This is a genomic window from Aminobacter sp. HY435 (assembly GCF_027568395.1).
Lineage (GTDB): Bacteria > Pseudomonadota > Alphaproteobacteria > Rhizobiales > Rhizobiaceae > Aminobacter.
Genome location: NZ_JANKZL010000001.1, coordinates 58,735 through 84,956 on the forward strand (window position 1 = coordinate 58,735; position 26,222 = coordinate 84,956).

General features: G+C 63.9%; 23 protein-coding genes. 2 read left to right on the forward strand and 21 right to left on the reverse strand.

Annotation, left to right across the window (positions count from 1 at the left end):
• Nucleotides 1-173: 173 nt before the first annotated feature.
• Nucleotides 174-1,778 carry a GMC family oxidoreductase gene (locus tag PCJ21_RS00290; protein WP_269929383.1) on the forward strand — a complete coding sequence of 535 codons (1,605 nt, stop codon included), beginning with the start codon at nucleotides 174-176 and terminating at the stop codon, nucleotides 1,776-1,778.
• Nucleotides 1,779-1,869: 91 nt separating this feature from the next.
• Here PCJ21_RS00290 and PCJ21_RS00295 read toward each other — a convergent pair whose 3' ends face one another.
• From PCJ21_RS00295 to PCJ21_RS00310, 4 genes are all read right to left on the reverse strand, one after another.
• The gene (locus tag PCJ21_RS00295; protein ID WP_269929384.1) at nucleotides 1,870-2,817 is read right to left on the reverse strand and encodes an alpha/beta hydrolase; all 948 of its coding nucleotides are present in this window, start codon (nucleotides 2,815-2,817) and stop codon (nucleotides 1,870-1,872) included.
• A gap of 141 nt (nucleotides 2,818-2,958) precedes the next feature.
• On the reverse strand, nucleotides 2,959-4,167 hold the full coding sequence (locus tag PCJ21_RS00300; RefSeq protein ID WP_269929385.1) for an ABC transporter substrate-binding protein: 1,209 nt from the start codon (nucleotides 4,165-4,167) through the stop codon (nucleotides 2,959-2,961).
• A gap of 169 nt (nucleotides 4,168-4,336) precedes the next feature.
• On the reverse strand, nucleotides 4,337-4,771 hold the full coding sequence (locus PCJ21_RS00305; protein WP_269929386.1) for a hypothetical protein: 435 nt from the start codon (nucleotides 4,769-4,771) through the stop codon (nucleotides 4,337-4,339).
• Between the two features lie 3 nt (nucleotides 4,772-4,774).
• Entirely contained in the window at nucleotides 4,775-5,581 is an 807-nt protein-coding gene (locus tag PCJ21_RS00310; RefSeq protein ID WP_269929387.1) for an SDR family oxidoreductase, read from the reverse strand.
• 203 nt (nucleotides 5,582-5,784) lie between these two features.
• Between PCJ21_RS00310 and PCJ21_RS00315 the strand changes: the two genes are divergently transcribed.
• Complete coding sequence (locus PCJ21_RS00315) at nucleotides 5,785-7,368, forward strand: FadD3 family acyl-CoA ligase (RefSeq protein ID WP_269929388.1); 1,584 nt, start codon at nucleotides 5,785-5,787, stop codon at nucleotides 7,366-7,368.
• Between the two features lie 204 nt (nucleotides 7,369-7,572).
• On the opposite strand, the gene PCJ21_RS00320 is transcribed toward PCJ21_RS00315, so the two are convergent.
• The 17 genes from PCJ21_RS00320 to PCJ21_RS00400 all read right to left on the reverse strand — a co-directional run bounded on the left by PCJ21_RS00320 (nucleotide 7,573) and on the right by PCJ21_RS00400 (nucleotide 26,184).
• Entirely contained in the window at nucleotides 7,573-8,478 is a 906-nt protein-coding gene (locus tag PCJ21_RS00320) for an SDR family oxidoreductase (RefSeq protein WP_269929389.1), read from the reverse strand.
• Nucleotides 8,479-8,489: 11 nt separating this feature from the next.
• Nucleotides 8,490-9,092: a gamma carbonic anhydrase family protein gene (locus PCJ21_RS00325; protein WP_269929390.1), complete on the reverse strand. Its 603-nt coding sequence runs from the start codon at nucleotides 9,090-9,092 to the stop codon at nucleotides 8,490-8,492.
• Nucleotides 9,093-9,094: 2 nt separating this feature from the next.
• Nucleotides 9,095-10,246: an acetyl-CoA C-acetyltransferase gene (locus PCJ21_RS00330; RefSeq protein ID WP_269929391.1), complete on the reverse strand. Its 1,152-nt coding sequence runs from the start codon at nucleotides 10,244-10,246 to the stop codon at nucleotides 9,095-9,097.
• The gene (locus tag PCJ21_RS00335) at nucleotides 10,239-11,303 is read right to left on the reverse strand and encodes an acyl-CoA dehydrogenase family protein (RefSeq protein WP_269929392.1); all 1,065 of its coding nucleotides are present in this window, start codon (nucleotides 11,301-11,303) and stop codon (nucleotides 10,239-10,241) included. Before PCJ21_RS00335 ends, PCJ21_RS00330 begins: the two co-directional genes overlap by 8 nt.
• A gap of 15 nt (nucleotides 11,304-11,318) precedes the next feature.
• Entirely contained in the window at nucleotides 11,319-12,482 is a 1,164-nt protein-coding gene (locus PCJ21_RS00340; protein ID WP_269929393.1) for an acyl-CoA dehydrogenase family protein, read from the reverse strand.
• A gap of 40 nt (nucleotides 12,483-12,522) precedes the next feature.
• Nucleotides 12,523-13,419: an enoyl-CoA hydratase gene (locus PCJ21_RS00345; protein ID WP_269929394.1), complete on the reverse strand. Its 897-nt coding sequence runs from the start codon at nucleotides 13,417-13,419 to the stop codon at nucleotides 12,523-12,525.
• A gap of 185 nt (nucleotides 13,420-13,604) precedes the next feature.
• Nucleotides 13,605-14,549 carry an aldo/keto reductase gene (locus PCJ21_RS00350; protein WP_269929395.1) on the reverse strand — a complete coding sequence of 315 codons (945 nt, stop codon included), beginning with the start codon at nucleotides 14,547-14,549 and terminating at the stop codon, nucleotides 13,605-13,607.
• 55 nt (nucleotides 14,550-14,604) lie between these two features.
• The gene (locus PCJ21_RS00355; RefSeq protein ID WP_269929396.1) at nucleotides 14,605-16,221 is read right to left on the reverse strand and encodes a GMC family oxidoreductase; all 1,617 of its coding nucleotides are present in this window, start codon (nucleotides 16,219-16,221) and stop codon (nucleotides 14,605-14,607) included.
• A 2-nt stretch (nucleotides 16,222-16,223) separates the two neighbouring features.
• On the reverse strand, nucleotides 16,224-16,760 hold the full coding sequence (locus PCJ21_RS00360) for a thioesterase family protein (RefSeq protein ID WP_269929397.1): 537 nt from the start codon (nucleotides 16,758-16,760) through the stop codon (nucleotides 16,224-16,226).
• A 6-nt stretch (nucleotides 16,761-16,766) separates the two neighbouring features.
• Nucleotides 16,767-17,474: an ABC transporter ATP-binding protein gene (locus tag PCJ21_RS00365; protein ID WP_269929398.1), complete on the reverse strand. Its 708-nt coding sequence runs from the start codon at nucleotides 17,472-17,474 to the stop codon at nucleotides 16,767-16,769.
• Nucleotides 17,467-19,233, reverse strand: a complete 1,767-nt coding sequence (locus tag PCJ21_RS00370; RefSeq protein WP_269929399.1) for a branched-chain amino acid ABC transporter ATP-binding protein/permease — start codon at nucleotides 19,231-19,233, stop codon at nucleotides 17,467-17,469. Before PCJ21_RS00370 ends, PCJ21_RS00365 begins: the two co-directional genes overlap by 8 nt.
• Before the next feature lie 41 nt (nucleotides 19,234-19,274).
• On the reverse strand, nucleotides 19,275-20,153 hold the full coding sequence (locus PCJ21_RS00375) for a branched-chain amino acid ABC transporter permease (RefSeq protein ID WP_269929400.1): 879 nt from the start codon (nucleotides 20,151-20,153) through the stop codon (nucleotides 19,275-19,277).
• Nucleotides 20,154-20,401: 248 nt separating this feature from the next.
• On the reverse strand, nucleotides 20,402-21,241 hold the full coding sequence (locus tag PCJ21_RS00380; RefSeq protein ID WP_269929401.1) for a sugar phosphate isomerase/epimerase family protein: 840 nt from the start codon (nucleotides 21,239-21,241) through the stop codon (nucleotides 20,402-20,404).
• Between the two features lie 173 nt (nucleotides 21,242-21,414).
• On the reverse strand, nucleotides 21,415-22,485 hold the full coding sequence (locus PCJ21_RS00385) for a BMP family ABC transporter substrate-binding protein (protein ID WP_269929402.1): 1,071 nt from the start codon (nucleotides 22,483-22,485) through the stop codon (nucleotides 21,415-21,417).
• 114 nt (nucleotides 22,486-22,599) lie between these two features.
• The gene (locus PCJ21_RS00390) at nucleotides 22,600-23,514 is read right to left on the reverse strand and encodes an ABC transporter permease (protein WP_269929403.1); all 915 of its coding nucleotides are present in this window, start codon (nucleotides 23,512-23,514) and stop codon (nucleotides 22,600-22,602) included.
• Nucleotides 23,507-24,607, reverse strand: coding sequence for an ABC transporter permease (locus tag PCJ21_RS00395; protein WP_269929404.1), 1,101 nt, complete (start codon nucleotides 24,605-24,607; stop codon nucleotides 23,507-23,509). The genes PCJ21_RS00390 and PCJ21_RS00395 overlap by 8 nt, the downstream gene beginning before the upstream one ends.
• Entirely contained in the window at nucleotides 24,607-26,184 is a 1,578-nt protein-coding gene (locus PCJ21_RS00400; RefSeq protein ID WP_269929804.1) for an ABC transporter ATP-binding protein, read from the reverse strand. Before PCJ21_RS00400 ends, PCJ21_RS00395 begins: the two co-directional genes overlap by 1 nt.
• Between the last annotated feature and the right edge of the window lie 38 nt (nucleotides 26,185-26,222).

Here is a 26,222-nt window from a genome sequence, read left to right on the forward strand (position 1 = left end):
CTTCCAGAAAATTGGCGCGCGGGCTCTTCCGGTGAACTCACAAGATCACCCACCTGGAGGCATCGTCCATGCGGACTAGCGCACGTTCGTTGTCGCGCTAACGGCTGCCCGCCAAAGGCGGGCTAATTCGTTTGTAGGATGCCGGTGCAAGGCTGCCGGGCCGAGATCGTGTCATGAGCGAATTCGATACCATCATCGTCGGGGCCGGCTCCGCCGGTTGTGTTCTGGCCGCACGGCTGAGCGAGGATCCCGCGCACCGGGTTCTGCTGCTCGAGGCCGGGCCTTCCGACCTGCATCCTCTGGTGCGCATGCCGCGTGGCTGGGTGAAACTTACCAAGAGCGCCAACCGGTCCTGGAACTTCCCGGTGGAGCATGCGTCGGGGCGCCCAAGGGGTGAAACCTGGGCGCGCGGCCGCGGCCTGGGCGGATCGAGCTCGATCAACGGCATGCTTTATTGCCGGGGCGCGCCCGAGGACTACGACGGCTGGCGTCAATTCGGCGTCAACGGCTGGGACTGGTCGGACATGGCGCCCGTTTTCCACAGGATGGAAAACCGTCAGCTCGGCGGAAACGACCTGCGCGGCGGCCGCGGCCCGCTGCAAGTCAGCATGCGTCCCCTCGCCAATCCGCTCGGCCAGGCGATTCTCGACGCCGGCGTGTCCTACGGCCTGCGCACGCTTGATGACCTGAACGGTCCGTCCAGGGAGGGCATCGGCACCTATGAGCATACTGTCGGCCACGACGGCCGACGCATGAGTGCGGCGCGGGCGTTCCTGCACCCTGCTCTTTCGCGCAATAACCTGACCGTCATGACCACTGCCCAGGCGACGCGGATCGTCTTCGAAGGGCGGCGCGCCGTGGGCGTCGAGTTTCTCAAGAGCGGTCACAGGCGGATTGCCCGCGCCAGGTCGGACGTGATCGTCGCCTGCGGCGCGATCCAGTCGCCGCAATTGTTGCAAGTGTCGGGCGTTGGCCCGGCCGACGTGCTGGCAGCAGCCGGGGTGGACAAGGTGGCGGTGGTGCCGGGCGTGGGCAGGAATTTCGCCGAGCACCTGGTTGTCGCGCTGCCATACCGGCTGGCAGGATTGGAAGGTCACAACCCTCGGCTTCGAGGCCTGCGCTTGATCGGCGAGGTTCTCCGCTACTATCTCTGCGGCAGCGGGCTGATGAGCTTCGGCGCTTCCGAAATGGGCGGCTTCGTCCGCTCGTCGCCGCAAGTCGCCTACCCCGATATCCAGCTGTCGCTGTCGCCCTACACCTTCGCGCGGGGGCTTTTGCAGGGAAAATTGCAGCTCGAGGACAAGCCGGGCCTGACCATCATCGGCTACGCGTTGCGGCCGGAGAGCCGTGGCGAGATCGCCATCCGCACTTCGGACATGCGCGACCTGCCGCGGATCAGGCCGAACTGGCTGGCGACCGAAGCCGACGCCCGCGTGGCCGTTTCGATGATGCGCATCATGCGCGAGCTTGTTGCCCAGCCCGCCCTTCGCCCCTATGTCAAGGAGGAGATCTGGCCCGGCGCAGGCGTTCAGTCCGACGCCGCATTGCTGGATGCCTTCCGCGGAACGTTCGTTTCCGGCCTGCACGCAACGGGCACCTGCCGGATGGGCACGGATGCCGGCGCCGTGGTCGACGAAAGGCTGCGCGTCCATGGGGTCGAAGGCCTGCGTGTCGTCGATGCCTCGGCGATTCCCGCGCCCATTTCCGGCAACACCAACGGCCCCGTCATGGCGCTGGCCTGGCGTGCGGCCGACCGTATTCTTGAAGACCGGCGCTGAGTTCAGAAGCCGAAGTATTCGCACGGGCGCGCCTCAAGTGCGATGATTTCCGACATCGCTTCGGCGCGTGACCAGCGCATTTCCAGCGTTTTCATGCAGAAGCCTCAAAGGAGCGCCGCAGCCTGTCGCCGCCGAACCCGATCGCCTGGCTCGCCTTGCCGATCAACCCGACCATGCTGGCAAAGCCGTGCGAAACACCATCGTAGCGCCTTGCCTCAACATCCACGCCGGCTTCGGCCAGTGCTGCGCACAAGGCCTCGACCTCGCTGCGAAGCGGGTCGTATTCGGCAATGGCGACCGTTGTTTGCGGCAGGCCCGCCAACCCCGCCGAGCGCATCAGCGCCACACGCGGGTCGGCCAGATCAGCCGTCTCGCCAATGTACTGGCGCCAGTACCAGCGCATCATCTCGGCGCTGAGAAACGGCGTCAGCGGATAGGTCTCATAGCTGGGCCCTGAGCCGGACGGGTCGGCTGCTGGGTAAAACAACAACAGATGGAGGAGCACGTGGCGTATTTCGGGCGACGCATGCATCGCTGCCGCGGCCGCCAGATTGCCGCCGGCGCTGTCGCCCGAGATCGCCAGGCGCTCTGCGTCGCAGCCCAGCGACTCTGCATTTTCTGCTGCCCATTCAAGTGCTGCCAGCCCATCTTCGAAGGCCGCCGGGAATTTGTGTTCCGGCGCCAGCCGGTAGTCGACCGACAGCACCGCGCAATCGCCCGCCTTGGCCAGTGCCCGGCAGAAATTGTCGTGCGTGTCGAGCGAGCACAGAACGAAACCGCCTCCATGCAGGAAAACCAGCAACGGCAGCCGCTCCCCATGACGAGGCTTGTAGAGTCGCGCCGGCAGCGCGGTGGCTCCGCCGACAATCTTGATGTCTTCGACCGAGGCCATCTCTGTGCGTTCGGTCGGCCAGCCGGCGGCATTCACGGCAGCGCGCAAGGCCGGGATATCGATATTGCGGAGGTCGAACTGGGGGCGTTTGGCGATGATCTCCGCCATGGCCGCCATGTCCGCATCCAGCATCATCGTCTCGACCATCGGCGCCTCCCTTGCCAGCCCAGGCGAAAAGAGTGCCGTCGCCCCGGTCGGCGCGCATCGTTCGATCGGGTGAGACCTGGCAACGAAAGGGCGCCGCCGGAAACCGGCGACGCCCTCAGGCACGTTATGCGCCGGCGCTGCTTACTGCGCGCAGTCGGCGCGCTCGACGAGACCGTCCTCACGCAGCTGGTAAGGGTTCTTGACCACCTTGAGGCTCTCGACCGAAGGCAGGAAGTGGTTGTCGGCACTCGCCGCAAGCTTGCCGGTCAAAGTCTTGATCTCGCCGGCGTTTGCCTCGATCCAGGCCGCGACCGACTTGCCGTCGGTCTTGCCCGAGCCGTTCATCGCAGCTGCGAGGATAAAGGGCTGGATGTAGTAGGGTACCAGCGCCGAAGGGCCGCCCATGCGGTCGAGCTCGGCAACCTCTGCCTTGGCTTTGGCGGCGAACTTGGCGAAGTCCTTCTCGCCGAGCGCGTCGCCCGGGCAGTAGGTCATGCCTTCGAACTGCACCGAATAGACACCCTCGAACGGCTCGGTGCCGATGGTTGCGGCGTTGCCGACCGCGTAGTTGGTCATGGTCAGGCTTGCCAGCACCGGCACGTCCCAGCCGATGTCATAGCGGTTTTCCAGCATCTTGCGCGAATCGTCGCCGATCGAGTTGATCAGCAGAACAGCCTCGGCTTCGGAATTGCGCAGCGAAAACAGCTGCGGCGTCATGTCCTCGGTGCGGAAGGCGAATTCCTGCACGGCGACCGGCTCGACGCCCTTGCCCTTCATGTAGTTGACGATATCGGCGACAGCCGCTTTCGACATGCCGCCATTGTCCGAGATCAACGCCAGCTTGGTGAGCTTCAGCACGTCGAGAGCGTAGGTGATATTGGGGATCATCTGGTTCTCGCCGATCGGCGAGGTCGAGAAGTGATACGGACCGACCTGCGGCGTCAGCTGGGTAGAGGCGGCGCTGGAAATCTGGGCGATGTTGGCTTCGGTGCCGATCGGCATCAGCGGCGTTGTTTCCTGGCTGGTCGCAGGGCCGACAACCGCCTGCACCTTTTCGCTTTCGATCAGGCGACGCATTTCGCTGACGCCGTGCGTCGGATCGGTCATTGTGTCGGCAAGGACGAGCTCGACCTTCTTGCCCAGGATGCCGCCGGAGGCATTGATATCTTCGATCGCGCGCTTCCAGGCGATCTCGGCGTTCTTGCCGATTGAAGCGCCAGCACCCGTCAGCGACATGATGCCACCGATCTTGATTGTCTCCTCGGCGTGCGCGGCAGTCGCGCCAGCCAGGGCGGTGAAGGACATCAGGGCGGCTGCGAGGGTGCGCCGGCTGCGGATGCTGGTAGTCATGAACTTACTCCTCGGAAATCGGAAGCCGCCCTGTCCGCCTAACGATCCGCCTCCGCATCGTCCATAAGGACCATTGGATTGGGCCAGCGCCATCTGGCAGCAGGCTGACGCAACGTCGTGGACCAATCATGCCCTGATCTTCCAATCAGCTTTCCGGGAGCAATGCCTCTCACCCGATCGAACGATGAAGAAAGCAGCTGCGTAGCCGACACTCCGGACAATGCCAGGGCGGCATTTGTATCCGCAGCGGAGGAGCCTGCCAGCCGGAGCCGGTCATGAACTCCGAGCGCGAAAAACCCTCTTCGCCTACAAGCTCCGCCAGGGTCGTGACCTTGCCCAGCGGCAGGTCGATGAACGGATCTTCGGCATAGAGGGCATTGTAGCGCGCGATCCGCTCCTCGGACGCAGTGGCCGAATAGATGGCTCCGGGACGGTCCCGGCGCTGCCGCTCGATGATGAGCGTGCTGCTCTCGGCGTCGACCGCCGTGCGCAACGCCTTGAGAAAGCCGTCGAACGGCTTTGTTTCGGTGATGCCGGCATAGAGCAGTTCTGCCAGGCGGTCGTGGTCGGGCCAGGCCGTGGATGTTTCGGCCCGGTTGGCCACGCGTCAGCTCTGGTCGGGCTTGGCGTAGCGCTTGATCAGGTCCAGGAACAGCGGGGTTTCGCCGCCGCCGTGAACTTCAAGCTGCGCGCCGGTGACAAAAGTCGCGGTCGGGTTGGCGAGGTACAGGGCGGCGCGGGCGATGTCTTCGCCGCGGCCCATGCGCTTCATCGGCACGGAGGCGGCGATCGCCTCCTGCGCCTCGAGCGATCCGTAGGTCTCTTCGGCCTTCTCGGTCTCGATCAGGCCGACGATGATGGCGTTGACCCTGACCTTCGGCGCCCATTCCTGGGCAAGGCTGGCGGTCAGGCTCAGAAGCCCAGCCTTGGCCGCGCCATAAGCAGCGGTGCCCGGCGACGGTCGGCGGCCCGAAACGCTGGCAATGTTGATGATGTTGCCGCCCTCCGGCAGCTTCGCCATCCACCGGTAGGCTGCCTGCGACAGATAGATCGGCGCCATCAGGTTGAGGTTGATGATGGCGTCGGAGAAGCGCGGCGAAACTGTTGCCGCGTCGACATGGGGCGAACCGCCGGCATTGTTGACCAGAACGTCGACGCGGCCATGCTCTTCTCCGACCCTGTCGAGCAGGTCGATGCAGGCTGCGGCCGTGCGCACGTCGCATTGCATGAAGATCGCCTTGTTGCCGTTGGCATGCGGCAGGCTGTCCGGCTCGGTGCGCGCGCACACCACGACGACTGCCCCTGCGCCCAGGAAACCCTCGGCTATGGCGCGCCCGATTCCCTTGGTGCCGCCGGTCACAATGACCACGCGTCCCACGAAATTGGTCGAAGCCGGTAGCGTCGCGCTGCTCATTTCATTCTCCACGCTGGTCGTGCGTATCGCGTCTGTCGTTGCGCACAGTCCTACAGGTCTTTAAGTCCATCGATGGCGGCTTTATTCGTCTCTTCGGACGATGCCTGCCGCTGGCCGGTGCCTATGTTCGCGCCAAACTAGCCCGGCTGTCGCCTTGGTGCACAGCCCTTTGTCGTATCGGCCTCGCGCCGTCAGGTAGCCAGATGATTGCAGAAGACGCCAACTGGAAGTTCACCACGATCCCCAACCTTTGCGCGCGCGCCGCGGAGGTCTATGGCGACCGGCCGGCCATTGAGGACGGCATCACCCTGAACTACGTCGAACTCGATGCCGTTCGCCGTCGCGTCGCCAAGGCGATGATCGCTGCCGGCGTCCAGAGGGGCGACCGGATCATGATCTGGGCCCCCAACACCTGGAAGTGGTTCGCCACCGCACTCGGCCTTGTCAGCGCCGGTGCGGTGCTGATCCCCGCCAGCACCCGCTTCAAGGGCGCGGAGATCGCCGAACTGGTCAAGCGCAGCGGCACCTCGATGCTGTTTTCGGTCGGCGAATTCCTCGGCGCCTACTATCCCGATCAGCTCAAGGCTGAGACGCGCGAAATCCTGCGACAGGTCGTCGTCATCGGCGAGCCGCGCGGCGGCGATCTCGACTGGGACAGCTTTGTCGCCAGGGGCGACAGCATCAGCGACGCGGAGCTCGCCGAGCGCGAAGCGACGGTCGGCCCCGATGATCTCTGCGACATGCTTTTCACCTCGGGTACGACCGGCTACCCCAAGGGCGTCATGTACGGTCACCAGCAGTGCCTCAAGGCGATCGACGCCTGGGCAACGCGCGTCGGCATCCGCGAACATGACCGCATCCTGGTCATCCCGCCCTTCTTCCATGCCTTCGGCTACCGCTCGGGCGCCATCGTCTCGATGATGCGCGGCGCCGTCCTCATGCCGCATCTGACATATGACGCAGGCGAAATCCTCAAGCGCGTCTCCGAGGAAAAGATCAGCGTCATTCCCGGACCGCCGGCCATCTTCCACGGCATGCTGCAGCATCCGGAACTGGCGAAGTTCGACACCAGTTCGCTGCGTCTCGGCGTGACCGGTGGCGCGGTGGTTCCCTCGATCCTCATCCGCCGCATGCGCGAGGAGCTTGGCTTCGCTGGCGTGGTCAATGGCTACGGCCTGACCGAATGCGGCGGCTACGGCACCATGTGCCTGGCGACCGATCCCGACGAAGTCATCGCCAACACCGCGGGCAAGGCCGCGGCCGGTGTGGAAGTCCGCATCATGGACGACGACAGGAACTTCCTGCCCGACGGCCAGCCAGGCGAAGTGGTGATCCGTGGCTACATTGTCATGAAGGGCTACTTCAACGATCCGGAATCGACCGCCAAGACCATCGACTCCGAGGGCTGGCTGCACACCGGCGACGTCGGCTATTTCGACGCCGATGGCAACCTGCGCATCGAAGACCGTCTCAAGGACATGTACATCACCGGCGGCTTCAATTGCTATCCGGCCGAGATCGAGCGCATGCTGAGCACGCATCCGGCGATCGGCATCGTCGCCGTAATCGGCGTTCCCGAAGAACGCCTCGGCGAGGTCGGGAAGGCCTATGTTGTGCTGCGTCCCGGCACAGCGGCGACGGAAAAGGAAATCATCGACTGGTCGCGCGCCAACATGGCCAACTACAAGTGCCCGCGCTTTGTCGAAATCCGGTCTTCGCTGCCCACCAGCCCGCAGGGCAAGGTGCTGAAGAACCTTTTGCGGGATGAGGCTCCCCAAGACGCCTGACCGCCCGCCGCCTGCCCTTCAGCCTCCCGGCCGAAGCGGCAGGCCTCCAATCGCTGAACTGAAAACGGGATGGCTTTTCGCCGTCCCGTTGTCGTTTGGCGGACCATTGATCGCGGACATCGCCCCAGGTTTCGCCGGCAGCGGGCCAAAATGCAAAAGGGCGCCGGTTTCCCGGCGCCCTCGAGCAACAGACTTGGCTGGCGTCTATGCGCCGTAGACGGACTTCGGCGCCGGCCGCGCGGCGACCAGGTCCTTGATCTTGTCGCCGAGCGCAGCCGCGTCCCAGCGGCTGCCCTTGTCGAACTCCGGACCATCGTTCCAGCCGAGGCAGACGCGGATCTTGCCGCCGATCAGCTCGAAGACCTGTCCGGTGACATCGGCCGACGCCGAGCTGCACAGCCAGGCAACCAGCGGCGCGGTGTTTTCCGGGGCGAAGATGTCGAACTCGCCGTCCTTGGCCTGCATCGCCTCGGCAAACGCCGTCTCGGTCATGCGCGTGCGGGCGTTGGGAGCGAGGCCGTTGGCGGTGATGCCGTAGCGGCGCAGTTCCGCAGCCTGGACCAGCGTCAGCGAGGCGATGCCGCCCTTGGCCGCCGAGTATGCGCTCTGGCCGACGCTGCCCTGCAGGCCGGCACCCGACGAGGTGTTGACGATGCGGGCGTCGATCTGCTTGCCCGCCTTCTGCTGGGCGCGCCAGTAGTCGACGGCGTGCCGGCTGACGCAGAAATGGCCGCGCAGATGCACGCGAAGCACCGCGTCCCACTCTTCCGGGGTGCAGGACACGAACATGCGGTCGCGTACGAAACCGGCATTGTTGACCACTGCGTGCAGATCGCCGAACGCGTCGAGCGCGGCCTTGACGATGCGACCGCCGGCCTCGAAATCGGTGACGTCGTCATAGTTGGCGACGGCCTGGCCGCCCATGGCCTTGATTTCGTCGACCACCTGCTGCGCCGGCGTCTCCGTCGTCGCATCGCCATGGGTGCCGACGCCGAGATCGTTGACCACCACCTTGGCGCCCTCGGACGCCAGTCCAAGCGCATAGGCGCGGCCCAGGCCGCGGCCTGCCCCGGTGACGATGACAACCCTGTTTTCGCAAATACCCGACATTTTGGTCTTTCTCACTTTGTCTTTGTGGACAGCCGCACCGCGCGTGCCTGGCCAGCGTTGCGCTTGCGGTTGGGCTCCACTGAACGGAGCGGTTCGCATTCGACGAGGTCGGCGAGCGACCTGTCCGCCAGTCGCTGATACTCACCGTCGCCATTGTTGCGCCAGCGGATCGCCTCTTCCGGCATTTCCTTGATGACTTTCGCCGGATTGCCTGCAACCAGGCTGCGCGCCGGCGTCACCGTGTCGTTCTTGACCAGGCTGAGGGCGGCCACCAGGCTGTCCTCGCCGATGACAGCGCCGTCCAGCACGACAGAGTTCATGCCGACAAGCGCATTTTCGCCAACGTGACAGCCATGCAACACCACGCCATGCCCGATGGTCGCGCCGCGGCCGACGATGCAGTCCGAACCCGATCCGGTGTGCAGGGTGCAGTTGTCCTGCACGCTCGAGTCTCCGACCACCGTGATGCGGCCGAAATCGCCGCGCAGCGCCGCTCCGGGACCGATGTAGCAGCGCGGACCGATGGTCACGTCGCCGATCAGAACGGCCGTAGGGTGCAGGTAGGTGGTCGGATCGACGACAGGGACGATACCCTCGAAGGCGTAGCAAGGCATGGTCAGAGCCTTTCGATGATGGTCACGTTGGCCTGGCCACCGCCTTCGCACATGGTCTGCAGCGCATAGCGGCCGTTGCGGCGCTCGAGTTCGTTCAGCATCGTGGTCATCAGACGTGCGCCGGTGGCGCCAAGCGGGTGGCCAAGAGCGATCGCCCCACCGTTCACATTGACCTTGTCGTGCGGGATGCCGAGTTCCTTCATCCAGGCGAGCGGGATCGAGGCGAACGCTTCGTTGCATTCGAACAGGTCGATGTCGTCGACCTTCAGGCCGGTCTTCTCGAGCGCATGGCGGGTCGCCGGGATCGGTGCTGTCAGCATCCAGACCGGGTCGTCGCCGCGCACGCTGATGTGATGGATGCGGGCGCGCGGCTTCAGGTTGTGGTCCTTCACGGCGCGCTCGGAGGCAATGAGCAGCGCAGCCGAAGCGTCGGCGTTCTGGCTGGCCACGCCCGCATGTACGCGGCCGCCTTCGATCAGGGTCTTCAGCGTTGCCATCTTCTCCATCGACGTGTCGCGGCGCGGCGTCTCGTCGACGGCGAAGTCGCCGACCGGCACGATCTCGCCGGCGAAGCGGCCTTCATCGATCGCCGCCACCGCACGTCGATGGCTTTCATAGGCAAAGCGTTCCATCTCTTCGCGGCTGCACTGCCACTTCTCGGCAATCATCTCGGCTGAACGGAACTGGCTCACTTCCTGGTCGCCGTAGCGTGCGTTCCAGCCCGGCGAGGTGCTGAACGGATCGGGAAAACCGAACTGCGGCCCGACCAGCATGGCCGAAGCCATAGGGATCATGTTCATGTTCTGGACGCCACCGGCCACCACCAGGTCCTGCGTGCCGCTCATCACAGCCTGCGCCGCGAAATGCACCGCCTGCTGCGCCGATCCGCACTGGCGGTCGACTGTCACGCCAGGAACGTGGTGAGGCAGGCCTGCCACCAGCCAGCAGGTGCGGGCGATGTCGCCGGCCTGCGAACCGATGGTATCGGTGCAGCCGTAGATGACATCATCCACCGCATTCGGATCAATACCGGTGCGCGCCATCAAGGCCTTGATAGGCTGGGCGCCGAGATCGGCGGAATGAAGGCCTGCGAGCGAACCCTTCTTGCGTCCGACAGGCGTGCGGACGGCGTCTACGATGTAAGCTTCAGGCATTTTCGGCCTCCCTGGCAAAAGTGTGTTCGGGTCCAAGCGCGGCGCCGAAAACGCGAGCGGAGACGCGCCCGCGATGGAAGGCGGGGCCGCCCCACCAGTTGGTCAGCGCGATGCCGCGCTTCAGGAAAAAGTGGACGTCGACCTCCCAGGAATAGCCCATGGCTCCATGCACCTGGATCGAGGTACGAGCGGCGACGTCGGACGCGTCGGCGCAGGCAAGCTTCGCCTGCGAGATGCGAGCGCGGCTGTACAGGTCACCCTGCTCCAGCTGGGCAGCGGCGGCATGCAGCACCGGCCTGGCGAATTCGATCTTGACCTGCGCGGTGGCAAGATGGTGCTTCACCGCCTGATACGAGCCGATCGGCTTGCCAAACTGCTGCCGCTCCTTGGCGTAGGCCACGCCGAGATCGACGCAACGCTGCGCCATGCCCTGCATCTGGGCCGCGGCAAACAGCGCGCCGCGATCTAGGGCTGCCGCGAGCGGCGCTTTGGCCAGGGTTGCGTCGGCCAACAGCGTTTCGGCACTCGGCTCGAACTCGACGGTGAACAGACGACGGAACGGGTCGACGCTCGGCTGGGCAACGAGCGTCGCCTTCACCGTCTCGACCAGATGCACCGCGCCATCACGGACAACGATAATGGCCTCAGCGGTATCGGCATCAGCCACGAACGGATTGGCAGGGTGCGCAACGGTGACCGTCACCTCGCCCGCCAGCGCCCGCTCGAGCAGAGCCCCAACGCGCGGGTTCCCGGCAAACGCGGCGAGCAACGGCAATGCAACGCCGGCATTTTCGACCAGCGGCTCAGGCAGTCCAGCATAGCCGCAAGCTTCGGCGATCTGCACGAAATCGACAGCCTTGAGGCCGAGGCCGCCCTGCTCTTCGGCGACAAGCGCCCCGGCAAGGCCCATCTCGACGATCTTGGCCCAGCGGACCTCGTCGCGCGCGGCACCCTCGCCCATCAGCCGGCGCAGGTCGGCCGGCTGGCAAACGTCGGCGAGCAGCTCGCGCACGACGTCTGATGTCATCGTCTGTTCTTCGGAGAAACGGAAATCCATGTGTCGTCCCTCCCCTTAGGCGCGCGGCAGCCCGAGCATGCGCTCGGCGATGATGTTGCGCTGGATTTCGTTCGATCCCGCATAGATCGGTCCGGCCAGCGAGAAGAAGTAGCCGTCCAGCCAGCGCCCGATATCGCCGGCTTCCGGCGCGCTGCGCAGCAATTCGGCGCGAGCCCCCAGAATGGAGAGTGCCGCCTTGTGCAGTGCTATGTCCATTTCGGACCAGAAGATCTTGTTGGTGCTGGCCTCGGCGCCGATATGGCCGCCGGCGGCGAGCCGCGAGGCAGTGGCGTAGATCGACAGGGCATAGGCCTCGGCATCCATCCAGGCCTGCAGAACAGTCGCGCGGACTGTCGGCTCGACCTCGGCTTCATGCGCCTTGAACAGCTCGACCAGCTTGCGCGCCGCCACCTGGAAGCGGGCCGGACTGCGCAGCATCAGGCCGCGCTCGAAGCCGGCAGTCGCCATGCAGATGTTCCAGCCTTCGCCTTCGCCACCGAGACGGTTGAACGCAGGAACGCGAACGTCGTCGAGGAAAATTTCAGCGAAGCCGGTTTCGCCGTCGATCTGCGGAATCGCCTGCACCCGCACCCCCGGAGCGTTGAGCGGAAAGAAGATCAGCGACAGGCCCTTGTGGCGCTGCGAGGCAGCGTCGGTGCGGAACAGGCCAAAGGCCCAGTCGGCGAAGACCGCGCGCGACGACCAGATCTTGTGGCCCTTGAGAACATAGTCATCGCCTTCGAGCACGGCGGTGGCGCGCACGGCAGCAAGGTCGGAACCCGCCTGCGGCTCGGACCAGGCTTGCGCCCAGATTTCGTCGCCCGAAGCCATGGAGGTCAGGAAGCGCGCCTTCTGTTCGTCCGTGCCGTATTCCATCAGCGTCGGGCCGAGCAGGAAGATGCCGTTCTGGTTGACGCGCAGCGGTGCGCCGGCACGGTAATACTCTTCCTCGAAGATCAGCCACTGGATCAGGTCAAGGCCGCGGCCGCCGTAGCTTTCCGGCCAGGTGACCATACCCCAGCGCCCTTCGTTGAGCACACGCTCCCAGGCGCGGTGCGCCTCGAAGCCCTCGCGGCTTGCATCGAAGGACGGCAGCGGCGTGCTCGGCACGTGAGCTTCGAGCCAGGAGCGCACTTCCAGGCGGAAGGCCTCTTGCTCTTCGGTGTAGTTCAGATCCACGCTTGGAAATTCCTGTTTGGTCGTCTGGCGGCGAGAAGGCTCAGCCTTCGCCGGCCTGCTTCTTGTTGGCGGCGGCCATGCTCTTGGCGTCCTGGCCGCCGAGCGTGTTGCCGGTGGTCAGGTCGTTCTGGGCATGGGCGAAGTGGTGCATGTGGTAGTGGGCGTCCATCGCCGTGCGCTTGCCGCGCAAATCCTCGACGTGATTGATCGCCTGCTTGGAAAGCCAGAGCCCGAGCCGCGGATACTGCGCCAGCTTCTCTGCCATGGCCCGGCCAGCCCCTTCGAGTTCGTCACGGGTGACGATCTTGTTGACCATGCCATACTGTTCGGCACGCGCGGCCGGCATGCGCTCGCCCAGCATCAGGAACTCTTTTGCCACGCGCGGCGGCAGTTCAAAGGCATGGGCGAAATATTCGACACCGGGAATACCCATCCGCACGACCGGGTCCTGGAAGAACGCGTCGTCGGTGGCGACGATGAAATCGCAGACCCAGGCCAGCATCAGCCCGCCGGCAACGCAGGCGCCCTGCACCAGCGCGATGGTTGGCTTGGGGATGTCGCGCCAGCGCCGGCACATGCCGAGATAGACCTCGTGCTCCCTGGTGTAGAGCATCTCGGCCGCCGGCTTGTTGGTGTGGTCGGACCACATCAGGCGGCGGTCGAAGGTCTTGTTGACGTCACGTCCCGGGGTGCCGATGTCATGACCGGCCGAGAAATGCTTGCCTGCACCGCGCAGGATGATGACCTTCACCGCGTCGTCGTCGACAGCGCGCTTGAAGGCGTCGTCGAGCGCATAGGTCATCTGAGAATTCTGGGCATTGTTGAACGTCGGCCGGTTCATCGTCACCCAGGCGATCGGCCCTTCGGTTTCGTACAGAACCGGCTGGTCGGTCTCATAGGTAATATCAGCCGTGCGCGGCTCTACCAGATCGCTCATGTTCGGTTTTTCCGCTGACAATTCAAATTCGTAGCTGACGGCAAACTATGGCTCCCCGCAAGGGGTGCAATCGTCCAAAGGGACTAACGCAACGGCCCGAAAACCACTTTCGATTTTCGGGCCGGAACGGCTCTGTGGCGGCGCTGCACATCAGGACGCAGCGGGCATATCCAACGCTCGCGGCGTCACTTGCAGATGGTGTCGATTTCCGCCAGTTCTTCGGCGGAAAGCTTCCAGCTGGCAGCGGCCGCGTTGGCCACGACCTGCTCGGGCCGGGTCGCGCCGGCAATCACGCTCGACACGATCGGCTGCGCCGCCAGCCACGAGAACGCCAGCTCGAGAATGGTCTTGCCACGCGCATCGCTGAAGGCGATCAGCTTTTCCACCTTGTCTAGATTGGCGTCAGTCAACCCAGCCTTGAAGTAAGCCATGTTCATACGCGTATCGGCCGGAATTTCCTGGCCCTTTCGGTACTTGCCGGTCAGCAGGCCGCTGGCGAGCGGGAAATACGGCAGCAGCGTCATGCCGGTCTTGCGCATTGCCGGAAACAATTCCGTCTCGGCCGAACGCGAAATGAGATTGTATTCGGTCTGCGTCGACAACAGGCTATGGAGCCCGTGGTGGCGCGACGTCCAGCTGGCATCGACCAGTTGCCATGCCGGCAGATTGGAGCAGCCCAGGTAGCGCACCTTGCCCTGCCTGACGAGGTCGTCGAGCGCCCGCAGCGTCTCTTCGATCGGGGTCAGCGGATCCGGGAAATGGTACTGGTAGACGTCGATGTAGTCGGTCTTCAGGCGTCGCAGGCTGGCTTCCACCGCACCCATGATGTAGCTGCGCGATCCATTGTAGCGAGTGCTCTTCTCGCGGTTAAGCGGCGAAGCGAACTTCGTGGCCAGCACCACATCCTTGCGGCGGTCGCCGAGGATGTCGCCGAGCGTGCTCTCCGAGCCGCCGTTGATGCCATAGGAATCCGACGTGTCGAGAAGGGTGATGCCTGCGTCGAGGGCAGCGAACACAACCTTGCGCGCGCCGTCGGCGTCGAGGGCCTTGATCATGCCGCCGAAGTTGTTGCAGCCGAGGCCGACCACGGAAACCTCAAGGCCGGAATGGCCCAATACGCGCTTTTCCATCTCGTCTACTCCATCATCTCTGTTCGCTAACTATTTGCAATTGTTGTGGATTGCCTCACGCCGCAGCCTTGATGAGGTCGGCGGCCTTTTCGGCGATCATCACGGTCGCCGCGTAGGTATTGCCGTTGACCAGAACCGGCATGACCGAGGCATCGGCGACGCGAAGCCGCTCGACGCCACGCACCCGAAGCTGCGGATCGACCACCGAACCCATATCCGCGCCCATCCGGCAGGTGCCGGCCGCGTGGTAGTGCGTGACAGTGGTCGCCAAGATATCTGCCTTCAAATCCTCGACCGACCGGATCGGCCCTGACGGCAACAGCTCCTGGCCGAGCGCGCCGCGCAAGGCAGGGCGATGAACCATGGCGCGCACCCGATCAGCCCCTTCCGCCAGAGTGCGCAGATCGCGCGGATCGGAGAAATAGTTGGGCGAGATCGCCGCGTGGGTGAGCGGGTCCGCCGACTTCAGCGTCACGCGACCTCGGCTGTAGGGCGAACCATGATTGAGCAGCAGCGTGAAGCCGTGCTCTTTCGGCAATATGCCGAGCACGCCCGGCCCGCGCCGGATCACCAGCGCCGGCGCCATGCACACCTGGATTTCCGAACCGGCGTCGCCGCTGTCCGTGCGAAAAAAGCCGCTCGTCGGAAACAGGCCGCGGCTCAGCACGCCGCGTCGAGCGAACACATACTCGGCGCCGGCTTTCAAAGCGCCCCACGGCCTGACGTGCGAATAGGCGCTGACCGGCATGGTGGTCTTGTACATCAGCCTGTACATCGGATGGTTCTGCAGGTTCTTGCCGACTTCGGGCCGATCAGCAGCAACGGTGATGCCCAACTGGTTGAGCCGCCTGGCATCGCCGATGCCCGACAGCATCAGCAGTTGTGGCGAGTTCACCGCCCCTCCGCTGAGGATTATCTCCTTCGCCGCGCGCGCCACCTTGGTTCGCCCGGCGTGGACGAACTCGACACCTGCGGCAACGCCCGCCGCGACGACAACACGAAGAACGGGCGCATCGACGATCAGGGTCAGGTTGCGGCGCTTCAGGGCCGGATGCAGGAACGCAGCCGATGTGCTTGAGCGCCTGCCCCGCCCGATCGTCAGATCGACATGGCCGATGGCTTCCTGCGCGTCCTTGTTGAGGTCGTCGCTGACCGGCAGGCCCTCTTGCCCACCCGCCGCCACGAACATGTCGCAGACGGGCGCGGTCCCTGCCCCCTTGGAAACCTGGAGCGGCCCGTTGTCGCCATGGATGTCGTTGGCGCCGCGTTCATTGGTTTCGGATCTCTTGAAATAGGGCAACACGTCGTCGTAGCCCCAGCCATCGCAACCCAAATCGCGCCAGTTGTCGTAGTCGCTGCGATGCCCGCGCATGTACATCATGCCGTTGATCGAGCTCGAGCCGCCAACGACACGGCCTTGGGCCCAATACAGCTTGCGGCCGCCCAACGCCTGGACCGGCTCTGTTTCGTAGCTCCAGTTGTAGGCAGGGCTCGTTCCCGTCACGACGTTCGCGCCGGGGATCTTGAGCAGCAACGCCTTGTCCAGCCCACCAGCCTCGATCACCGCGACGCGCATGTTGGGGTTCTCGGACAGACGGGCGGCGAGCACGCAACCAGCCGCGCCTGCGCCAACGATGACGTAGTCGAATTCCAGGTCGTTCAGGTCGGTCACGTTTACTTCTCGAAATCTCGCCGCGCGACGCCCTTGGGCCAGGGCAGATGCGCGTGTTCGGCGGCAAGAACCGTCAATCTGTCGGCGACGTCGGGGGTGACGATCTTGGCGGCTCGGCGGACGCGCAGGTCGACATGGATCGACAGTCCTTCGACCGTCGCCGCCCTGTAGTTTTCGTCGACATTCCACAATTCGTGGAAATGGTGCACGCGCTTGAGGTCGGTCCACAGCACGCGGCTGCGCGCCTCCAGCCGCGCGTCGGGCATCAGCTCGCGTTCGTAGCGAACGATCTTTTCCAGCCGGAAGAAACTGTAGCTGGACGCCCTGATGTAGTCGTCGTGGATGCCGAACACCTCGAACAGGTCGCATTCGGCAATATCGAAGACCCGGTCGTACCACGACACGTTCATGTGCCGGTTCACGTCGAGCCAATGCGGCTCGACCGTTCCCTTGAAGCTGATGTAAGGGCGCGGTTCAGCCTCGAGCACCTCGGCAACATCGCCATGTGTGCCGTCGGTCGCCGCGCCCTGTCCAGCCATTCCTGCCTACTCCGCCGCAGTGGCCGACGGTGCGTTCAGCTTCTCGTCCAGTTCCGAGGCAAGGCAGGAGAACTTGACCTGGCCGCGCTCGATGATCATCGCGCGGTCGGCATAAGGTGCCGTCACCGCCAGGTGCTGCTCGACGATGACTACCGCGGTGCCGGTCTGCGCCCAGCGGCGCAGGAAGGCGAGGATCGGCGGCAACAGCGCCTGTGCCAAACCCATCGACGGTTCGTCGCACAACAGCACCTTGGGCTGCGCGATGAACGCCTGGCCGAGCGCCAGCATCTGCTGCTGGCCACCCGACAGGTCGCGAGCGTAGAGCTTCTGCTTTTCCTTCAGGATCGGGAAAACCGCGTAGATTTCCTCGACCGCGTTGTTGAATCCGGCGCGGTCGCCACGGCGCGCCGCAGCTCCCATTCGCAGATTGTCGTAGACGCTGAGTTCGGGAAACACGCGGTGCCCGTCGAGCACCAGACGCAACCCGGACTGCGCCACCTTTTCCGGGGCGGTTCCGCCGATCGACTTGCCGTCGAGCAGGATCTGTCCGCTGTCGGGCTTGTTGAAACCGGCGATTGCCCGCATCAAGGTTGACTTGCCCGCACCGTTCTCGCCGCCGATCAGCAGGATTTCGCCTGCCTTGGCGGTTAGCGACACGTCCCGCAACACCGGGATGGTGCCATAGCCTGCAACCAGATTCTTGACCTCAAGCATGGCGCGACCCCACGAACATATGCTGCACTGCCGGGTCCTTGGCGACCACATCAGGCTTGCCAGAAGATACCACGCGACCCTGTTCGAGGACGGTGATCGTGTCGGCGATTCCCCACACCAGATCGAGATCGTGCTCGACGAGGATGACGGTCTTGCCCATCTGGCGGCTCAGGAACTTGACGAGATTGGCGAAGTTGGTGCGCTCGCTCTGCGAAAGGCCGGCTGCCGGCTCGTCGAACAGCACGATCGTTGCCTCCTTGAGCACCGTACGCATCACTTCCACCAGACGGCGCTGGCCGTGCGACAGAAGATTGGCGCTGTCCTGGCCGAACTCGCTCTCCATCGCGTTGGCGAGCGCCGTGATGTCAGGGCTGGCAGGACCGACGCGGGCGTCGATGCCGATCTTCAGATTGTCCCACAGCGACAGCTGACTGAAGATGCGCGGCGCCTGGAAGGTCCGGCCAAGGCTCATGTTGGCGATGCGGTCTGCGGCCATGTTGGTCGCGTCGACACCATTGATCATGAACGAGCCGGTGTTCAGGCGGGACAGACCGCTCAACACGTTGAGCAGGCTGGTCTTGCCCGAGCCGTTGGCGCCGATCAGGCCATGCACCTCGCCCTTGCGGACCTTGAGGTCAACGGCGCTGACAGCAACCACTTCGCCGAACTTCTTGGTGCCGTTGCGCACCTCGACAGCGATCTCGTTGCTCGGCTCGTGAGCAACCTTGCCGGACTGCAGGTCCGCTAGGTAGCCGTCGATCCTGAATGCCTGTTCGCCGCCGCCGGTCTGCTTGCGCTTGGCGCGCAGGCGCTCGATCGAGCCGACGATGCCGTCCGGGAAGATCAGAACCGCGAGCAGCGTCAAGCAACCGTACATCAGCAGGCGATATTCGACGAATTGCGCCAGCAGGATGTTGGGCAGGATGAAGACGATCCAGATGCCGATGACCGGTCCGAGCATCTGTCCACGGCCGCCGACGACGACGGCGAAGAAGAACACGAACGACAGCTCGATGTTGAAACCTTGCGGGCTGACGAAGGCGACGGTCGGCAGGTAGAGGATGCCGCAGATGCCGGTACCGATCGACGCGACGATGAAGGCGGTGAAGCGCATCACGCCGGGCTTGATGCCGAGCGAGCGCGCCGCCTCGGGGCTCAGCGCCGCGACGAACATGCTGCGCCCAAGTTTCGACCGGCGGATCGAATAATGGGCAAACAGCGCGATCATCGGGAACACGGCGACAGCGATCGCCAGCGGCGACATGCCGAAGACCACAGGATTGGTCAGCGCAGGGACGGTGACGCTGATGCCGTTGATCCCGTTGGTCCACTTGTCGAGCGTGACCAGGAGTTGCGGGAAGACGATCGCCGCACTCATGGTCACGAAACCGAGATGAAAACCTTGCACGCGCAGTGCGGGCAGCGCAAACAGCAGGCCGCCGAGCACGGCCGCCACGACGCCACCGACCGAAGCAGCGGCGAACGACCAGCCATGCAGGCCATAGAGGATTGCCGCACCATATGCGGCAAGTCCGAGGATCGCGCCCTGGCCGAATGACTTCTGGCCGGCATCGACGAACAGCATGTTCTGGAAGATCGCTGCGGCGATATAGATGTTCACCAGCTGGAACGTGTGGATCCAGTAGGAGTTTCCGAGGATAACAGGCCCGAAGCCGGTGATGGCGATCAGCGCGACGCCGATCCACACCTGCGTCAGGTCGGAGTTGAAGCGGCCTTTCGGCTTGGTTTCAGCGGCCATGGAAATAGGTCCGGTCTGTACGTTTGTCGCAGTCTGCATGGTTACACCCGCCTTGCGCTGACGCGCCCGAACAGGCCCTGCGGCCTGAACATCAGGATGATGACCAGCACCAGCAGCGAAGCGAGATCCTGATAGGCGCCACCGACCTTGTATGCGGTGAGCATGGCGACGACACCAACAAGCGGACCGCCAATCAGCGTTCCGGCATTGGAGCCGATGCCGCCGACCACTGCCGCGACAAAGCCGTTGAGCACGTATTTCAGGCCGGCGTCGGGGCTGACGGAGATCACCGGAGCGACGAGGAAGCCGACGGTGCCCACCATCAGGCCGCTGATCGCAAAGGAGATCAGTTGCAGGCGGCGAACCGGCAGGCCGGCGGCACGCGCCGCGTCGAAATCCTGCGACAGCGCACTGATGGCGAGGCCGATGAAGGTGCGACGCAGGAAGAAGCGCAGTGCGAAGAACCAGAAGAACATGGCAGCGATGGCAAGCGCATAGGCGCCCGGCGTGCGGGTGCCCAGGATGCGGAAGCTCGGTACGATGCTCTGGACCGAATAGGCGAACGGCCCCTGGGTAATCATCAGCAATGCTGCGACGATGACGGAAACCGAGACAGTCGAGATCAGCCAGCTGTCCTGCTCGACCGACGAGCGCAGCGGCAGAAGCGTGATGTAGCCCTGAATGGTCACAACGGCCGCGATCAGCAGGCCGGTGACAAGGAGCATCAGCGTCCACTGCCCGAGGCCAACCTGGTTGGCCAGGAAGTAGGCCGCGAAGCCGCCCAGGATGAACATGTTGCCCTGGGCGAAATTGAAGATATTGGTCGCCCCATGGACGATATTGAAGCTCATCGCGATGGTGGCGAAGATCGACCCGATGGCCATTCCTCGTATCACGATGATCAGTATTTCACTGAGCATAAGCTCGCCTCCCTGACCTCACTTATGGCACCAGACCCGCATCCATCGGGCGAACCCGGCCTGATGACGAGGATGGCGTATTTTGGCGAGAGCTTATGCGTAGCGAAGGCCGCCGCAACATCGTTCGAACGGACTAACGACAAATACCAGCAAACGCGGCGTTTGGTCGCCTGGCAGCCTGTCGTGTTTTCAGCGCGGCAGTTCCGGCACTGCCAGAAATGTATTTCCCTGTCAGGCGATGGCAACAACTATATCGCAAAGCAGTTCCGGGCAGTCGTTAGAGACGTAGAGGCCACATACTCGAGTTCCCGATCTGCCAGATCGGGTGAAATGACTTCCACGCTGAGCGGTGCAACCACTCCCATCACATCGAGCACGGCAACGAAAGCTCTGAGGTCGAAGGCGCCCTGCCCGCAAAGCTTTCGATGCATCGTGTCAGCCGCCAGCGTCCCCTCGATACGCGCATTGGCGTCGTTGACCTGGACACACAAGATTCGCTCGGCAGGAATACGCTTCAGGTCTTCGAGCGGCACTCCCGCGCGGAAGACGTGCCACGAATCGACCACAAGGCCGGCGTTGCGAATGCCATCGATGATTGGCAGTGCCGTATCGACACTGCGCACGTTGCCCCAGGCAACCAGCTCAAGTGCCATAGACAGCCCCTGTTCTTCGGCGCGGCTGCAAAGCTCCACGAACTTGCGGCGCATGGTCTCGGCGGAAATGCCACGCTCGCCGAGGTCGGGACCGACATTGACCACCGTCGCACCGAGCGCCCGCGCGGCCTCGAAGGCGATCGCCTCGTTGCGCCGGGAAAGTTCACCGGCATCGCCATCCATGAACCAGTCGGTGAGGAACTCGATGGAGACGTACTTCATGCCGTTGCGATCGAGGATCGCTCGCAGTTCGGCATTGCTCATGCCTTCCTGTCGTTGCTCGGCATAGTCACGAAAATGCAGGCACATGCCCCTGTAACCCGCCGCCGCGCACGCCTCTACGCGTTGCACAAAACCATGGCGCGAGGCGATCGGCGAGCCCGGAATGACACCGCTGATGGTGTGTGAACTGCAGACAAATTCTCTGGCTGCCATATCGTTCCTGAGCTGATTGGAGCTTGTTTCTCCTCACAAAGCTCCCGTCATAGCGCTACTTACAGGTCCGTTTGGACTAAAACGACAGCCGTCACCGGCGGTAGGCAACAAAAAAAGCCCCCGGAAACCGGGGGCTTTTCGGCGCACCTTGCGGTACGCACGATCGATGTCGCTTACTGCGGCAGCTTGTCGTCCACGCCCTTGACGTAGAAGTTCAGGCCGAGCAGCACACCGTCCTGTGCCACTTCGCCGGCCTTCAGCCACTCGGTGCCGTCCTGCTTGGTAACCGGGCCGGTAAACGGGTTGAACGAGCCCGACTTGATCTTGGCTTCGGTTTCCTCGGCCAGCTTCTTGGTCTCGTCCGACATGTTGGCGTAAGGCGCCATCACGACGTGGCCTTCCTTCATGCCGCCCCAGATGTCGCTCTGCTTCCAGGTGCCGTCAATGACTTCCTGGATGCGCTCGATGTAGTACGGACCCCAGTCGTCGACGATCGACGTCAGCTGGGTGGTCGGGCCGAACTTGATCATGTCGGAAGCCTGGCCGAACGCCTTGATGCCGCGCTCGGTCGCAACCTGCATCGGAGCGGTCGAGTCGGTGTGCTGCGTGATGATGTCGACCCCCTGGTCGATCAGCGCCTTGGCAGCATCAGCTTCCTTGCCGGCGTCGAACCAGGTGTTGGCCCATACGACCTTGACCTTGAAGTCCGGGTTGACCGACTGCGCGCCGAGCATGAACGAGTTGATGCCCATCACAACTTCCGGGATCGGGAAGGATGCGATGTAGCCGGCGACGCCAGCCTTCGATTCCTTGGCGGCGATCACGCCCTGGATGTAGCGGCCTTCATGGAACTTCGAATTGAAGGTCGCGACATTCGGATGCTCGCGCTTGTAGCCCGTGGCGTGTTCGAACTTCACGTCCGGGAACTTGCCGGCGACCTTGTTCAGCGGATCCATGTAGCCGAACGATGTTGCGAAGATGATGTTGCAGCCCGAACGCGCGAAACGCTCGATGGCGCGCTCGGCGTCAGCGCCTTCCGGTACGCTTTCCAGATAGGCCGTCTCGAGTTCGTCGCCAAACTTCTCCTTCGCATGCAGCAGCCCCTGGTGGTGCTGGTAGGAATAGCCGAAGTCGCCGATTGGGCCGACATAGATCCAGCAGGCCTTGACCTTGGCTTCCGCCGCCACCGTGCCGAACGACATCACGGCTGCGGCGGCCGCCAACGACAATATTGTCTTCTTCATTTCATGTTCCTCTTACTGGTTGCCCGGGGCACTATCCCATCAACGTTTTTTATAGTCCCAGAAGCGCAATCCCTTGCCGCCCCCGCCTTAGGGACGCGACTCAAAATCTTGCCCTTAGCGATCTGGCACAAACGGCCGCCCCAATGAAGCCGGAGTGTTCACCATCGTCAGTCGCCTGTTGCGTGAGATTAGAACAAGCACCACGACGGTAGCCAGATAGGGTAGCGAAGAAAGCAGCTGCGACGGCACGCCGATGCCCAGCGCCTGGGCATGAAGCTGGCCGATCGAAACCGCTCCGAACAGATAGGCGCCCGCCAGCACCCGCCACGGGCGCCATGAGGCGAAGACCACCAGCGCCAGCGCGATCCAGCCGCGGCCGGCGGTCATGTTTTCATTCCACTGCGGGGTGTAGACGAGCGACAGGTAGGCACCGGCAAGACCGGCACAGGCGCCGCCGAACATCACCGCCATGTAGCGGATGGCAATGACCTTGATGCCAAGCGCATGGGCCGAGGTGTGGTTGTCGCCGATCGAACGCAAGGTGAGGCCTGCGCGCGTCTTGAACAGGAAGTAGGCGACGCCGCCGGTCAAGACGATCGAGACGTAGAACAGCGGATCCTGGCCGAAGAACAGCCTGCCGACCATCGGCAGGTCGCTGAGACCGGGAATGTAGACGTAGTCCATCTTGACACCCGGCAGGCCAACGAAACTTTCGCCCATCATGCCGGCCAGGCCGAGGCCGAGCAGCGTCAGCGCCAGGCCGGTGGCGACCTGATTGGTGACCAGCGTCAGCGTCAGGAAGCCGAACAGCAGCGAAAACAGCGCGCCGACCATGATTGCCGCGAGCACGCCGAGCCATGGCGAGCCGGTGGCCAGTGCCACGCCGAAGCCGGTCACCGCGCCCATCACCATCATGCCTTCGACGCCGAGATTGAGAACGCCGGAGCGCTCGACCACGAGTTCACCGACGGCTGCGATCAGAAGCGGGGTCGCCGCCGTCGCGATCGTAAGAAGAATGCCTTCAAACATTTTGCGTGGCCTCCACGGTCTTTGCAGCGGAGGTGCCGACAAAGCGGATGCGATAAAGGATGAGCGTGTCGCAGGCGAGCACGAAGAACAAAAGCATGCCCTGGAAGGCGCGAACCACCTTGTCGGAGACGCCGATGGAGATCTGCGCCGCCTCGCCGCCGAGATAGGACAGCGCAAGCACGAGGCCGGCGGCAATGATGCCGAGCGGGTTCAGGCGGCCAAGGAACGCCACGATGATGGCGGCAAAGCCGTAGCCGGGCGAAATGGTCGGCCGCAGCTGGCCGATGGCTCCGGACACTTCCGAAATGCCGGCAAGCCCTGCCAGACCGCCCGAAACCAGGAACGCGAAGAACACCATGCGCGACTGCGAGAAGCCCGCGAAGCGACCGGCGCGCGGGCTCTGACCCAGGACCTGGACCTCAAAGCCCTTCAGTGTCCGCGACAGCATGAACCACAGCGCGATCGCCGCAACGATGGCGAAGACAAAGCCCCAGTTGGCGCGACCGGAAGCCGACCAGACTTCGGGCAATGTCGCGGCAGCGCTAAAGGTCCGCGTTTCCGGGAAGTTCATGCCGGCCGGGTTGCGCCAGGGGCCGCGCACCATCCAGTCGAGAAACAGCTGCGCCACATAGACCAGCATCAGGCTGGTCAGGATCTCGTTGGTGTTGAAGCGAACCTTGAGATAGGCCGGGATGGCGGCATAGGCGGCTCCGCCGGCAATACCCATGAGCAGCATCAGCGGCAGAACGATCCACGACTGGAAGTCCGGGAACATGACCGGCAGGATCGAGCCGACGATGGCGCCGACCACAAACTGGCCTTCGGCGCCGATGTTCCAGTTGTTGGAGAGGTAGCAGATCGAAAGGCCGACGGCGATGAGGATCAGCGGCGCTGCCTTGATCGCCAGTTCATGCAGCGACCAGACCTCGCGCAGCGGATCGATGAAATAGTAATACAGCGCCTCGACTGGGCTCTTGCCGAGCAGCGAAAACATGATCGCACCGGCGACAAGGGTCAGTCCAAGGGCGATGAACGGCGACAATGCCGCAAACAGCGCCGAGCGCTCGGGACGCTTGATAAGTTCGATCCGCATCACGCGACCTCCTTGCCGTGCTCTGCATGACCGGGCTCGGCGCCGCCCATGAGCAGGCCGATACGTTCCAAAGTGGCTTCAGCGATGGGGATTGGCTTCGACAGCTCGCCATTGTGCATGACCGCGATCGAGTCCGAGATTTCGAACAGCTCGTCGAGATCCTGGCTGATCACCAGCACCGCCGAGCCGCTGCGGGCGAGCTCGATCAGCGCCTGGCGGATACGCGCCGCAGCACCCGCGTCGACGCCCCATGTCGGCTGGTTGACCACCATCACCGATGGATTGCGGTCAAGTTCGCGGCCGATGATGAACTTTTGCAGGTTGCCGCCCGAGAGGGCTGCGGCCTCTGGGTCGGGCGCGCTCTTGCGCACGTCCATTTCGGCGATGATGCGCTGCGACGCCTGCTGGATGGCGCTGGTCTTGATGACGCCGGCGGTCCCGACAAACGCCTTGCCATCGGTCTTGTGCCTCGACAGCAGCAGGTTGTCCGACAGTCGCATGCGCGGCGCAGCACCATGGCCAAGACGCTCCTCCGGCACGAAGGCCGCCCCCAGTAGCCTGCGCTGCGAAATGCCCAGCTTGCCGGCAGCCTTGCCGCGAATCTGGATGGCGTCGGCGCTTTCCTGCAGGGCTTCGCCGGAAATCGCCTCGAACAACTCGCCTTGGCCGTTGCCGGCAACACCGGCGATGCCGATCACCTCACCACCGGCCACGCTGAGCCAGATGTCCCTGAGCGGCATCGAGAAGGGTCCCGCCGGCTTGCGGCTCATGCCACGGATGCCGAGCAACTCCTCGCCGCGCACCGCAGCCGTCGTCCGCTCGGCGTTCTTGACGTCGGTCCCCACCATCATCCGGGCGAGCGAAGCCGGCGTTTCCTGGCGCGGATCGCAATGACCGACCACCTTGCCGTGGCGCAGCACCGTGGCGCGGTCGCACATGCGCTTCACCTCTTCGAGGCGATGCGAGATGTAGAGGATCGACTTGCCTTCGGAGCGCAGCCGTTCGAGCGTTTCGAACAGCTTGTCGGCCTCCTGCGGCGTCAGCACCGATGTCGGCTCGTCGAGGATGATGAGCTCGGGCGTCTGCAGCAGGCAGCGGATGATTTCGATGCGCTGGCGTTCGCCGACCGAGAGATCGCCAACCAGGGAGTCCGGGTCAAGCGGCAGGCCATAGGAATAGGACAGCGCCCGCGCTTTGGCGGCAATGGTACCGATGGCGGTGTCGTCGGCCAGGGAAAGCGCAATGTTTTCGGCCGCAGTCAGCGCCTCGAACAGTGAAAAGTGCTGGAAAACCATGCCGATGCCGAGCTTCTTGGCAACGCCTGGGCTGGTGATGCGGACAGGCTGGCCGTTCCAGCGGATTTCGCCGCCATTCGGTTCCAGCGAGCCGAACAGCATCTTCACCAGCGTCGATTTGCCGGCGCCGTTCTCGCCCAGCAAGGCATGTATCTCGCCCTTGGCGATAGTCAGGTCGACCCGGTCGCAGGCAGTCAGCGTGCCAAAGACCTTCGTCAGACCACGAACCTCAAGCAGGTTCGGCCTGTCGGCTAAAGGGGTTGTGTCCACAACGCCTCCCATTGTCATTTTTTATATGTTCCCGAGAGCATGGTAGGCGC